The 12899-nt window shown below is 62.2% G+C and carries 13 protein-coding genes; 12 read left to right on the top strand and 1 reads right to left on the bottom strand.

The features are described from left to right. The first annotated feature begins 533 nt into the window (after positions 1-533). Positions 534-1592, top strand: a complete 1059-nt coding sequence (locus tag KVU_RS07710; RefSeq protein ID WP_013383214.1) for an Mrp/NBP35 family ATP-binding protein — start codon at positions 534-536, stop codon at positions 1590-1592. A 352-nt stretch (positions 1593-1944) separates the two neighbouring features. Here KVU_RS07710 and KVU_RS07705 read toward each other — a convergent pair whose 3' ends face one another. Next, positions 1945-2295, bottom strand: a complete 351-nt coding sequence (locus tag KVU_RS07705) for a hypothetical protein (protein ID WP_148639076.1) — start codon at positions 2293-2295, stop codon at positions 1945-1947. Positions 2296-2383: 88 nt separating this feature from the next. Between KVU_RS07705 and KVU_RS07700 the strand changes: the two genes are divergently transcribed. The 11 genes from KVU_RS07700 (at position 2384) to KVU_RS07650 (ending at position 12827) form a co-directional block, all read left to right on the top strand. After that, on the top strand, positions 2384-2875 hold the full coding sequence (locus KVU_RS07700; RefSeq protein WP_013383216.1) for a division/cell wall cluster transcriptional repressor MraZ: 492 nt from the start codon (positions 2384-2386) through the stop codon (positions 2873-2875). A gap of 3 nt (positions 2876-2878) precedes the next feature. Next, positions 2879-3865, top strand: coding sequence for a 16S rRNA (cytosine(1402)-N(4))-methyltransferase RsmH (gene rsmH, locus KVU_RS07695; protein WP_013383217.1), 987 nt, complete (start codon positions 2879-2881; stop codon positions 3863-3865). Next, positions 3862-4227 carry a cell division protein FtsL gene (ftsL, locus tag KVU_RS07690; protein ID WP_013383218.1) on the top strand — a complete coding sequence of 122 codons (366 nt, stop codon included), beginning with the start codon at positions 3862-3864 and terminating at the stop codon, positions 4225-4227. The genes rsmH and ftsL overlap by 4 nt, the downstream gene beginning before the upstream one ends. Beyond that, positions 4224-6008, top strand: a complete 1785-nt coding sequence (locus KVU_RS07685) for a peptidoglycan D,D-transpeptidase FtsI family protein (protein WP_013383219.1) — start codon at positions 4224-4226, stop codon at positions 6006-6008. The genes ftsL and KVU_RS07685 overlap by 4 nt, the downstream gene beginning before the upstream one ends. 36 nt (positions 6009-6044) lie before the next feature. Continuing rightward, the gene (locus KVU_RS07680) at positions 6045-7556 is read left to right on the top strand and encodes a UDP-N-acetylmuramoyl-L-alanyl-D-glutamate--2,6-diaminopimelate ligase (protein WP_013383220.1); all 1512 of its coding nucleotides are present in this window, start codon (positions 6045-6047) and stop codon (positions 7554-7556) included. Beyond that, a complete protein-coding gene (locus tag KVU_RS07675; RefSeq protein ID WP_013383221.1) occupies positions 7553-8989 on the top strand; it encodes a UDP-N-acetylmuramoyl-tripeptide--D-alanyl-D-alanine ligase in 1437 nt (478 codons plus the stop codon). Before KVU_RS07680 ends, KVU_RS07675 begins: the two co-directional genes overlap by 4 nt. Positions 8990-8997: 8 nt before the next feature. Further along, positions 8998-10080, top strand: a complete 1083-nt coding sequence (gene mraY / locus KVU_RS07670) for a phospho-N-acetylmuramoyl-pentapeptide-transferase (protein ID WP_013383222.1) — start codon at positions 8998-9000, stop codon at positions 10078-10080. A 52-nt stretch (positions 10081-10132) separates the two neighbouring features. Then, positions 10133-10498 carry a CidA/LrgA family protein gene (locus KVU_RS07665; protein WP_013383223.1) on the top strand — a complete coding sequence of 122 codons (366 nt, stop codon included), beginning with the start codon at positions 10133-10135 and terminating at the stop codon, positions 10496-10498. Beyond that, a complete protein-coding gene (locus tag KVU_RS07660) occupies positions 10495-11175 on the top strand; it encodes an LrgB family protein (RefSeq protein ID WP_013383224.1) in 681 nt (226 codons plus the stop codon). The genes KVU_RS07665 and KVU_RS07660 overlap by 4 nt, the downstream gene beginning before the upstream one ends. A gap of 27 nt (positions 11176-11202) precedes the next feature. Continuing rightward, positions 11203-11739, top strand: coding sequence for a peptidylprolyl isomerase (locus tag KVU_RS07655; protein WP_013383225.1), 537 nt, complete (start codon positions 11203-11205; stop codon positions 11737-11739). A gap of 152 nt (positions 11740-11891) precedes the next feature. Beyond that, positions 11892-12827, top strand: coding sequence for an alpha/beta hydrolase (locus KVU_RS07650; protein WP_013383226.1), 936 nt, complete (start codon positions 11892-11894; stop codon positions 12825-12827). Positions 12828-12899 lie beyond the last annotated feature (72 nt).

The raw sequence follows: 12899 nt of genomic DNA, 5'->3' as shown, positions 1-12899 counted from the left end.
ATACGAGACGGTGGCGCCGGGAGGAGGTGACGCCACCGTCTTGTGGCAACCTGCGATGGGAGGAGGAGGCGCAGGTTGCGGGTCCACGGGTCTCTCGAGGGAGGAGGAGAGAGAGCTCCGGGAGATGTTTGCCTTGGCGCTTTCGATCTGGCTGCTTGCCTGTTTCGTTAGCGCCCTTGCTTGAGACCATATGTAAACGAATTGACGGCCCGCACAATCGACGCCTTTACAAGGCCGCCATGCGCTGGATGCATAGGCCGCAAGCGCCTTATTTTACTGGCAAAGCGCTCTTGCGGGTTTTCCAGAAATAGGATGCTATCAAGCTGCGCATTCACAGGGGATTATTGCCCTTTTTTTGGGCAAAGTTAATATTTGCCACCGATATCGGATAGGGGCCTGGCATTCTAGCCGTCGATTATGACGGTCCCGTGACTTTGCTGCGGCCTTGCTGCGCGCCCCAAACGGGTGGCATCAGTGATTGCATAACGGATCGCCCCGGGCGATTCCCGACCTGTTAAGACTTGGGGGTGAAAATGGCGCTGACGAAAGATGTGATTCTAGAGGCGCTGCGCCAAGTGGCCCTGCCGGACGGTGGCGATCTGATCACGCGTGATCTGGTGCGCGCGCTGGCCCTGGTCGAGGGCGAGGTGCGTTTCGTGATCGAGGTGGCCGATGCCGCCATGGCCGAACGCTTTGCCGCTGTGCCCGCCGCCGCCGAGGCTGTCCTTGCCGCGCTGCCGGGCGTGCAAAAGGTAAACGTAGTGCTGACGGCGGCGCGCGGCGCGCCGACATTAAAGGTGGGGCGCCACCCCACCGCACAGCCTGCGGGGCCACAACCGGTGGCCGGGATCAAAAGCATTATCGCCATCGGTTCGGGCAAGGGGGGTGTCGGAAAATCGACCGTCACCGCAAATCTTGCTGTGGCGCTGGCGCGGGCGGGGCGTCGGGTCGGTCTGCTGGACGCCGATATCTATGGCCCCTCGCAGCCGCTGATGATGGGCGAGCACCGCAAGCCTGCGTCTCCCGATGGCAAGACGATGATCCCGGTGCAGGCGCATGGCGTGACGATGATGTCGCTGGGCCTGCTGGTCGCGCCCGGTAAGGCTGTCGCCTGGCGCGGCCCTATGCTGATGGGCGCGCTGCAACAGATGTTGGGGCAAGTCGCTTGGGGCGAGTTGGACGTGCTGCTGGTCGATCTGCCCCCCGGCACCGGCGATGTGCAGATGACTTTGTCGCAACGCACGCGGCTGACGGGGGCGATTGTTGTGTCCACGCCGCAGGACGTGGCGCTGATCGACGCGCGCAAGGCCATCGACATGTTCAACACCTTGCACACGCCTGTTCTGGGTCTGATCGAAAACATGTCCCATTTCACCTGTCCCAATTGCGGCCATGAAAGCCATATTTTCGGCCATGGCGGTGTGGCGGCCGAGGCACAGAATCTGGGTCTGCCGCTGCTGGCGCAATTGCCGATTGACCTTGAGACCCGCCTTGCGGGTGATGCCGGGCGTCCCGTCGCACTGGGCGATGGGGTGATGGCGGATGCTTTTGCGCAATTGGCCGCTGGTTTGGTGCGGGGCGGCATGGCCTGATCTGTTGCGCAAAAGGCGCGTAAGACATCTGGGCGGCTGGCCGAATGGGCTGGCCGCTTTTCCTTTTGCGCGGTTTCTGGATTGGTGGGGCATCGGCGAATCGCTGCGCTTGGTCTGAATGGGATTGGCTGGGGCACGCTGGGTGATGGGCTGATGTTCACATGCTGTTCACGGCTTCGCGAATCGGCCGTGACAAGCCCCTCGAAAAATATGCATCAAATTGCGCACTGCGACATTTATGCCGCATCCACCATATCTGGTGGGGTGCCTGCGATTCGCTACCTTATGCAGCCAGATTCGGGCGCCGGATTCCACGGATCGGCGGATAGGCGCAAGGGGGCAGCGGCTGTTCCTATGCAGATTCCAGTAAAACCCATTGCGTTCCATGAAATCCCAATGCTATTTCCTGATCCCAAGGAAGGGTCGAGCAGTTCACGAAAGTGACCTTCACAATCCAGCGGTGACCGGAAGACGCAAAATATCCGGCACTATCGAGGCAGGTTTCTACAGGCGCTTCGACACTTCTGTCAGATGAGGGCGGGCCAACTGCCCCGGACGGCAAACGACGAAAAGTCGGACGTAAAAATAGATCCGGCGCGCGCAGCGAGCAGTCATCCGCAGAGATGAGCGTGCAGCCAGACATCCCCGTAAGGGACGTGATCGGCGGATCGTGCGGTGGCAGCGGCACGGTCCGTTTTTTCATTTTCGGTGGTCTTGCAAAGGGCCGCCAAAACAATCGGCCCAGGCAAAGATGTCGGGACGAGGGACATACAAGAAAGGGTAGTGCGGCTTTGGTCAGCTTTACCGGCGAATATGTGCAAAAGATCGACGGGAAGGGACGCATGTCTGTTCCCGCCGATTTTCGCCGTGTGCTGGAAAGCCATGATCCCGATTGGGCCGCAGGCACGAACCCCGGACTTTATCTGCTGTATGGCGATCACCTAAAGAACTGCCTACGCGTTTACACCGTTGCGGCTTTTCGCCAGATCGCTGACGACATTCAGAAAATGCCACAGGGGTCGCCCGGGCGCCGCATCGCCTCGCGTTTGATCCTTGGTCAATCGGTGCGCCTTGAGGTCGACAAAGACGGCCGCACGGTGATGCCGTCGGATCAGCGTGCCAAGCTGGGTCTGGCCGAGGGCGAGTTGCGCTTTACCGGCGCGGGCGATCATTTCGAGATTTGGGAAAACCAAACCTTTGCCGATACGATCACGGCCGAGGTCGAGGCCTTCCTTGCCACGCAGGGCGATGATTTCGACCCGCTGTCGCTGCTGCAGGGCTAGGATATGGCCAACGACGCCCCGCATGTTTCCGTTCTGATCAAGCCGCTGGTGCGGGCGGTTGCGCCTGTGCAGGGCGTTTGGGTGGATGGTACCTTTGGCGCGGGCGGCTATACGCGTGATCTGCTGGCGGCGGGTGCGGATAAGGTCATCGGCATCGACCGTGACCCCAGCGTGTTCCCCCTGTCCGCCGATTGGCGCGCCGCAATGCCGGATCGCGTTGATCTGCGCCTTGGCACTTTTTCCGAAATGGACGAGATCGTCGGCGAGATGGTCGATGGCGTCGTTTTGGATCTGGGCGTCTCGTCGATGCAGATCGACCAGGCTGAACGCGGCTTTTCCTTTCAAAAGGAAGGCCCGCTGGATATGCGCATGGGCGACAGCGGCCCGACCGCGGCTGATCTGTGCAACACGCTGCCCGAAGAAGAGCTGGCCAATATCCTGTACCTGTTTGGCGAAGAGCGCGCCTCGCGCCGGATTGCCCGCGCGATTGTGCAGGCGCGTCCCATCACGCGCACGCTGGAGCTGGCCGAGATCGTGTCATCTTGCCTGCCGCGCCAAAAGCCGGGGCAAAGCCATCCCGCCACGCGCAGCTTTCAGGCGCTGCGTATCGCGGTGAATGATGAATATCGCCAGCTTTATGATGGGCTTGCGGCCGCTGAACGCATCTTGAAGCCAGGTGGCTATCTGGCCGTTGTGACCTTTCATTCGGTCGAGGATCGGATGGTCAAACGGTTCATGCAGCTGCGCGCGGGTGCGGTGGGCGGCGGCAGCCGCTATGCGCCCGAAGTGCAATCCGCGCCGCCCGCTTTCACGCTGGTCACGCGCAAGGCTATTCAGCCCGACGATGACGAAGTCGCCGCGAATCCGCGTTCGCGTTCTGCGCTGCTGCGTGTTGCAAAGCGCACTGATGCGCCCGCCGAGATGCTTGATCCGGGCGAGATCGGAATGCCCACGCTGGAGCCCGCAAAACCGCGCGGTGGCCGCAGATGAGAGCGCTGCTCAATATCGCGATCGCTTTGTTCGTGATGGGGCTGGCCTTTTGGGCTTATCGCGAGAATTATCAGACGCAGGCCGCGCAGCGCGAAGTGAACAGTCTGCGCAATCAGATTGCCGCAACCCATAGCCGCAATACGATGCTGCGCGCCGAATGGGCCTATCTGAACCGTCCCGACCGTTTGTCCGAACTTGTCGCGCTGAATTTTGGCGAGCTTGGCTTGCTTCCGATGATGCCGGAAACCTTTGGCCGCATCGATACGATCCCGTTTCCGCCGCCGACTGTTCAGCCGACGCCGCAGCCCGGCGGGTTTGATATCCTTCCCGAAGCCAATGTGACAGAGGCAATTCTGCCATGATCCGTAAACCCCTACGCCCCTTGGCCCGGATTTTGCAGGCGCGCGAAAGCGGCGAAAGCACCGACGCGATCCAGCGCGAGAATATGCGCCTGCGTCAGGAAGAGGAACGCGACCACGGCCGCCAACGCGCGGAACTGCGCCTTTTGGTGTTGGGGGCGGCCTTTGTCATGGGCTTTGTGATGGTCGGCGGGCGCATGGCGCTGCTGGCTTCGACCGATCCGGGCGAGCCGACCATGTCGTCAGGCGCGGGCGCGGTCATCACCAGCCAGCGCGGCGATATTGTCGACCGCAACGGCCGTCTGCTGGCGACGAATATCGAGACCGCCTCGGTCTATGTCCACCCGCACCAGTTGATCGATCCTGATCGCGCGGCAAGCGAACTCGCGCGTATTTTCCCCGAGCTGGATGAGGCGCGCCTGCATCAGGATTTCAATTCCGAGCGCCGTTTCATGTGGATTCGCCGCCAGATCTCGCCCGAACAGCGCCAGGCGGTGCATGACATCGGCGATCCAGGCATTTTGTTCGGCGCGCGCGAGACGCGGCTTTATCCGAACGGCCCGGTTGCGGCCCATATCATGGGCGGCGCGGGCTTTGGGTCCGAGGGCGTCGCCTCGGCCGAGGTGATCGGCGTTGCGGGGGTCGAGCGTTTCTTTGACGCCCGCCTGCGTGATCCCGCCATGGCCGCCGAGCCGTTGCAACTGTCGATCGACCTGACGGTACAAGCCGCTGTCGAAGAGGTGCTTTACGGCGGCATGACCATGTTGAACGCCAAAGGCGCGTCCGGCATCATTATGGATGCCTATACCGGCGAGATTATCGCCATGGCGTCGCTGCCCGATTTCGACCCCAATGACCGCCCGCGTGTGCTGACTACGGGCGATCAATCCGACAGCCCGCTGTTCAATCGCGCGGTGCAGGGGGTCTATGAACTTGGATCGGTCTTTAAGATTTTCGCGGCGGCGCAGGCGATTGAACTGGGGCTGGTCAATCAAGACACCGTGCTGGATACGCGCAGCCCGCTGGTTGTTGGCCGTTTCCGCATCAGCGATTTCGACAATTACGGCCCGACGAATTCGGTGCACCGGATTATTGAGAAATCCTCGAACGTGGGATCGGCGCGCCTTGCCATGCTGATCGGGCCCGAGCGGCAGCGGAATTTTCTGGGCAGCCTTGGCTTTTTGCAGCCAACGGCGCTGGAGCTGAGCGAGGCGGCGACCGGTGTGCCGCTGTTGCCGCGTACTTGGGGCGAGCTAACCTCGATCACCGCCTCTTACGGGCATGGGTTCTCGTCCTCGCCCGTCCATCTGGCTGCGGGCTATGCGACGATGGTGAATGGTGGGCATCTGGTGCGCCCGACATTGTTGCATACTGAGGAGCATGTGCAGGGCGTGCCGATTATCAGCCCTGCCACCTCGCAGGATGTACGCGAAATGCTGCGCGCTGTGGTGACATCGGGCACGGCCTCGTTCGCGGATGTGCCCGGTTATGAAGTTGGCGGTAAAACCGGATCGGCGGACAAGCCGCGTCCCACCGGTGGCTATTATGATGACAAGGTGATCGCGACCTTTGCGGGCGCGTTCCCGATGAATGATCCGCGCTATGTCTTTGTCATTACGCTGGATGAGGCCTCGGAATATATCGCCGGGATGACGCGACGCACCGCAGGTTGGACGACGGTTCCCGTCACGGCAGAGATCATCCGGCGCATCGCGCCGCTGCTGGGGGTGCGTCCTGCTGTTGAGCTTTTGGCCTCATCGGGTGTAACAGCCATCGCGCGTTGATCGCGCAATGGTCTTAATAGAATCGTTGGGGGCCATATGCCAAACGGGCAGATCACCAAATCGCTGGCCGAGCTGGGTCTGCATGGCGCAACTGGGGCGCGAGGCTCGGCCCGACGCGTCAGCGGCATTGCCATTGATAGTCGCGATCTGCGCCCCGGCATGCTGTTTGCTGCATTGCCCGGAACGCAGGTGCATGGCGCAAGCTTTGTCGAACGGGCGCTGAAAGCCGGCGCGACGGCAATTGTCACCGACCCTGCCGGGGCGGCTATTATTGGCGATACGCTGATCGGGCAAGAAGTCGGCCTGGTCGTCATGCGCGATGTCCGCGCCGCGGTCGCGGGCGCCGCTGCCCTGTGGTTTGGCGTGCAGCCAGCGATGATGGCCGCTGTCACAGGAACGAATGGCAAGACCTCGGTCACCAGCTTTTTGCGCCAGATTTGGCAATATGCAGGCCACAAAGCGATTAACATTGGCACGACGGGTGTGGATGGCGATTGGCATTTCCCGCTCAAGCATACGACACCTGATGCGCTGACCTTGCAGCGTATCCTGTCCGAGGCCGCAGAGGCGGGCGTGACCCATGCGGCGATGGAGGCTTCGTCCCATGGGATCGAACAGCGCCGTCTGGAAGGTGTGATGCTGTCTGTCGCAGGTTTCACAAATTTTTCGCAAGATCATCTGGATTATCACAAGACCTTCGACGCCTATTTCAACGCAAAGGCGGGCCTGTTTTCGCGCCTGCTGCCCGAAGATGGGATTGCGGTGATCAATATTGACGACCCCAAAGGCGCGGATATCGCGCGCGTGGCCGAAGATCGCGGGCAGGAGATATTGGGCGTTGGCAAGAATCCCGGCGCGCGAATGCGGCTGGTGGCGCAAAGGTTCGATGCGACGGGACAGGATCTGCGGTTTGAATGGCGCGGCCAGGCCTATCAGCAGCGTCTTGATCTGATCGGCGGTTTTCAGGCTGAAAATGTGCTGCTGGCGGCGGGGCTTGCGATTGCCTCGGGCGATGATCCGGCGCATGTTTTCGCGGCTTTCCCGCATCTGACGACGGTGCGTGGCCGGATGCAATTGGCAGCGCGGCGCGGCAATGGCGCCTCGGTTTTTGTCGATTTCGCGCATACACCCGATGCGATTGAAACCGTACTACAGGCGATCCGCCCGCATGTGATGGGCCGCGTTGTGGCAATTGTGGGGGCAGGGGGCGACCGCGACCGCACGAAACGCCCGTTGATGGGCGCGGCCGCCGCACGCTTTGCCGATATGGTCATCGTCACCGACGACAATCCCCGTACCGAGGACGCGGCAACCATCCGTGATGCTGTGATGGCGGGCGCGGTGGCCGAAGGCGGCTGCGACGTGCGAGAGGTCGGCGACCGCGCCGAGGCGATCTTGCGCGGCGTTGATATGCTTGAGGCCGGCGATGCCCTGATCATCTGCGGCAAGGGCCACGAATCGGGCCAGATCGTGGGTCATGACGTGTTGCCGTTTGACGATGTGGAACAGGCAAGCATCGCGGTTGCCGCCTTGGAGGGGTTGATATGAGCGCGCTTTGGACCGGGGTCGAGGCCGCTGCCGCGACGGGGGGGCGCCTGACGCGTGATTTTGCCGTAACGGGTGTCTCTATCGATACCCGCACTTTGCAGCCGGGCGATCTGTTCGTGGCGCTGGCCGCTGCGCGCGATGGCCATGACTTTGTTGCGAGCGCGCTGGAAAAGGGTGCGGCTGCTGCGCTGGTGTCGCGCGTGCCCGAGGGTCTGCCCGCGAACGCGCCGCTGCTGATTGTTGATGACGTGCTGGCTGCGCTCGAGGCCATGGGCCGTGCGGCGCGCGCGCGGACCAAGGCGAAGATCGTCGCGGTCACGGGATCGGTCGGCAAAACCTCGACCAAGGAAATGCTGCGCACCGTGCTGGCGGCTGCGGGGCGCACCCATGCGTCTGAGGCCAGCTATAACAACCATTGGGGCGTGCCGCTGACGCTGGCGCGGATGCCCGCCGACACCGAATATGGTGTGCTCGAACTGGGCATGAGCCATCCGGGCGAGATCGCGCCGCTGTCGCGCATGGTGCAGCCGCATGTTGGCGTCATCACCACCGTCGCCGCCGCGCATTTCGAGGCCTTTGGCAGTATCGAGGGCATCGCCCATGAGAAAGCGGCGATATTCGAGGGACTTTTGCCGCGCGGCACCGCTGTCGTGAACGGCGATCTAGCGGTTTCCCCGATCCTGATCGCTGCGGCAAAGGACAAAGGCGCGCGGGTCATCACCTTTGGCGAGACGCCCCGCAATCACCACCGCCTGACCGATCTGCGCGTGCGCGCCGGTGTCACGGTTGCATCAGGCCGTGCATGGCGCACGCCCTTTCACATGAAGGTCGCAAGCGCCGGTCGCCATTTCGCGGTGAACGCACTGGCGGTGATCGCGGCGGCGGATGCTTTGGGCATGGACCGTGCGCGGGCACTGGTCGCGCTGGCCGAATGGGCACCGCCTGCAGGTCGCGGTATGCGCCAGATCATCAGCCTTGATCCGCTGCGCGAGGGGCGCACCTTCGAGCTGATCGACGACGCGTATAACGCGAACCCGACCTCGATGGCGGCGGCGCTGGATGTGCTGGCCTTGTCCGAGCCGGTCGACGGCGTCGGGCGGCTGGCGCGCGGGCGACGCGTTGCCGTGTTGGGCGATATGCTGGAGCTCGGCCCCGACGAGATGGCCCTGCACGCCGCCCTTGCCGAGGATCACGCCCTGACGGCCGCCGATCTGATCGTTTGTGTCGGCACCAGGATGAAGGCGCTACACGCCGCTTTGCCCGCCGAGCGGGCCTATTGGCTGGCCACCCCCGAAGAGATTTTGCCCCATATCACCCGCATTGCAGATGCGGGCGATGTGGTGCTGGTAAAAGGTTCAAAAGGCAGCCGTGTCTCGATCATCGTGGATGCGCTGCGCAAGCTTGGCTGCGCGCCGCCTGAGACTTTGGAATAGGAAAAACAATGCTTTACTGGCTGACAGCTCTGTCCGATGGCAGCGGCCCCTTCAATCTGTTCCGCTATATCACGTTCCGGGCGGGCGGGGCGTTTTTCACGGCGTTGCTGATTGGGTTCATCTTTGGCCGTCCGCTGATCAACCACCTGCGCCGCGTGCAGGGCAAGGGGCAACCGATCCGCGAAGACGGCCCCGCCGGGCATTTCGTCAAGGCGGGCACCCCCACAATGGGCGGCCTGCTGATTATCGGCGGCGTGGTGGCGGCGACGCTGCTATGGGCGCGCTGGGACAATGCCTTTATCTGGGTCGTGCTGTTCGTCACGCTGGGCTATGCGGCGATTGGCTTTGTCGATGACTATGCCAAGGTCAGTAAGCAAACCACGGCGGGGCTTTCGGGTCGTGTGCGGTTGCTGCTGGGCTTTTTGATCGCGGCCATTGCCGGATTCTGGGCCAGCTATTACCAGCCCGATGCAATGGCGAACCATCTGGCGGTGCCGTTCTTTAAATCGCTGCTGCTGAACCTTGGCATTTTGTTCATTCCCTTTGCCGCGATTGTCATCGTGGGCGCGGCGAATGCGGTGAACCTGACCGATGGTCTTGATGGGCTGGCGATCATGCCGGTGATGATCGCGGCGGGCACCTTTGGCATTATCGCTTATTTCGTCGGACGCGCCGACTTTTCGACCTATCTTGACGTGCATTACGTCCCGGGATCGGCCGAGATCGTGGTGTTCTGCGCCGCGCTGATCGGGGCCGGCCTTGGGTTCTTGTGGTATAACGCGCCGCCTGCGGCCGTGTTCATGGGCGATACCGGCAGCCTTGCGCTGGGCGGCGCACTGGGTGCGATCGCGATCGTCGTTAAACACGAGCTGGTGCTGGCGGTCGTCGGCGGCCTGTTCGTGGTCGAGGCGATGTCGGTGATCATTCAGGTGCTGTATTTCAAGCGTACCGGAAAACGCATCTTCCTGATGGCGCCGATTCACCACCATTTCGAGAAAAAGGGCTGGTCGGAATCGCAGATCGTCATCCGGTTCTGGATCATTGCGTTGGTGCTGGCGCTGATCGGCCTTTCGACGCTAAAGCTACGCTAAGATTTACGGCCCGCCTGCCACGGTGGGCCTTTTTACGATTTCAGGAACCGTGATGTTAAAGGGCCTATTTGTGATTCTCGCCTGCCAATTGGTGGGCGAGATTGTGATCCGATTGACCGGCTGGCCATTGTCGGCGCCGGTGATCGGGATCGTGCTGCTGTTCGCGCTATTGCTGATCCAGGCGCGCCGCACCGGCGATGCGGCGGTCGAGCAAAGCGAAACAGTGAAAGTCGCGGATCGGTTGCTGTCGGTGCTGGGGCTGTTCTTCGTGCCGGGGGGTGTCGGCATCATCGTTTATTTCGATGCGATTGCACCGCAGCTGTGGCCGATGGTGGCGGCACTTGTGGGCTCGACCTTGATCACGCTGCTGGTCACTGCCGCTGTCTTCGCTTGGCTGTCAAAACGAGGTCGGGCATGATCGACCTTTTCTGGCTGACACTGACGGTTGGCGTTTTCGCCGGTGCACAAAGCCTTGCGCGCCGGTCGGGTTTTCATCCTGTGGTCAATCCAGTGCTGATCTCGATTGCGGTGATTGTGGCGATCTTGCTGGTCACCGGCACCGATTACCAAACCTATCTGGATGGGGCGCAGATGATTGCCTATCTGCTAGGGCCAGCGACGGTTGCGATTGCGGTTTCGCTGTTTCGCGCCCGCCGCCTGATCCGTCAGCAGGCCCTGCCGGTACTGGGCGCGCTGGCGGTTGGCGCGCCGGTCGGGGCGGCCTCTGGCTGGCTGATCGCCAGTGCGATGGGGGTCGATCCGGCGATGGCGCTTTCTTTTGTGCCCAAATCGATCACGGCGGGCATTGCGGTGGGCGTGTCGGAGGCCATCGGCGGCCTGCCGTCTTTGACCGTGGCACTTGCGATCATCACTGGTGTGCTGGGCGCGGTTGTGGCAGGCCCGCTGATGAACCGTATCGGCCTGCGTGATCCGGCGGCGCGCGGCTTTGCGATGGGCGTCTCGGCCCACGGCATTGCCACCGCCCGCGCCATGCAGGTCAGCGCGGTTGCCGGGGCTTTTGCGGGTCTTGGCATGGCGTTGAACGGTTTGGCCACGGCTGTTGTCGTGCCGTTGGTGTTTACGCTGCTGGGCTAAACGAACGAATGAATGAAGGAGCCTTTCATGGCCAATCCGCTTGTGCTGATGCGCACCGAAGAAGGGGATATCACCCTGCGCATTTATCTGGACAAGGCGCCGATCTCGGCGGGTAATTTCCTGCAATATGTCGACAGCGGTGCGCTGAACAACCAGACGCTGTTCCGCATCGTGACCCCGCATAACGAGGAAGCGCCGCGCGACCATTACATTCAGGCCCTGCATTGGGGCTGGCGCACCAAGGGCGAGCACGACCCGCAGCCTTTCGCGAAAATCCCGCTCGAGACGACGCGCGACACTGGCCTGCACCACATCCGCGGCACGCTGGCGATGGGGCGGTATGAGCCGGGCAATTCGGGGGCCGAGTTCTTTATCATGATGAACGAAGATCCCGACATGGATTTTGGCGGCAAGCGCCAGCCGGACGGTCTGGGCTTTGCCGCTTTTGGTCAGGTGGAAAGCGGCTGGGACGTGATGGATCGCCTCTATGCACGCGCCGAAGCTGACCAGACTCACCTGCGCACGCCAATCGCGATCAGCGAAGTGAAACGCATCGCGGGCTAATACCTTGGTAAAACCGCCCTGTGCATTGTGGATTGCGCAGGGCGGTTTTACCATAATCACCGGTGCGAATAGAACAGGGATGGATTGCACCTTTCCGCGCAGGCGCTGCGGCGTAAAGTGGCGATCATCCGTATTGATAAGAGGATAGGGCGATGGGCATCATCCCATTGGATCAAGTGGCCGAAGACGCGCGCGATATGGTGCGCCTCTATCGCGAGGCTGCGCCCACCCCCTACGCCGATATGCCGCTGCCTGATGCGCGACGCGCCTATATGCAAAGCTGCGCCCTGAATGGCCTGCCGCATGTGCCGCTGCCGCAGGTCGTGGATCATCGGATCGCCGTATCTGGGGCCGAGATTACCATCCGCGAATACCGCCCGATCATCGCGGGTGTTCTGCCTGCGGTGCTGTTCTTGCATGGCGGCGGCTGGGTGTTGGGCGGGCTGGATACGCATGACACGATTTGCCGGCACCTTGCCGCCCAAAGCGGCGCTGCGGTCTTTGCGGTGGATTACCGCCTTGCGCCCGAGCACCCATTTCCGATTCCCTATGACGATAGCGTCGCGGCGCTAAACTGGCTGATCGCGCAGGCGGATGCGCTGGCAATTGATCCCGCGCGGCTGGCCTTTGCCGGCGATAGCGCGGGCGGTAATCTGGCGGCAGCCTTGACCAATAGTCGGATTGCAAAGCCACTGGCGCAGGTGCTGCTGTATCCCGTGACCGATCTGGCGCAGCGCGCGCCGTCCTATACGCGTGTCGCGACGGGCTTTTCACTGGCTGCGGCCGGGATGGAGTGGTTCATCGACAGCTATGCGCCCGCGCCGCAAGATCGCAGCGATCCGCGTCTGTCACCCCTGCGCGGTGATATCGCCGCTGTCCCCATGTTTATCCTGACCTGCGGCCTCGATCCATTGGCGGACGAGGGGATCGCCTATGCCGAAGCCGCGGCGCAGGCCGGGGCAGAAGTCGAGCATATCCACCTGCCGCATCACGCGCATGGGCTGTTCACATCCGCTGGGCGGATCACCACCGGTGCTGTGATGCTAGAGCGTGTGGCGCAGTATCTGGCCGCGCGCTTGGCGGCCTAAGCCTCCGGCTGGCGAAGAATTTTCTCTAAACACGCCCGAAACAGATGGGATATGTCATCCTGTCCTGACACT

This window comes from Ketogulonicigenium vulgare WSH-001 (assembly GCF_000223375.1).
GTDB lineage: Bacteria > Pseudomonadota > Alphaproteobacteria > Rhodobacterales > Rhodobacteraceae > Ketogulonicigenium > Ketogulonicigenium vulgare.
This window is presented reverse-complemented; position numbering and strand designations above follow the sequence as displayed.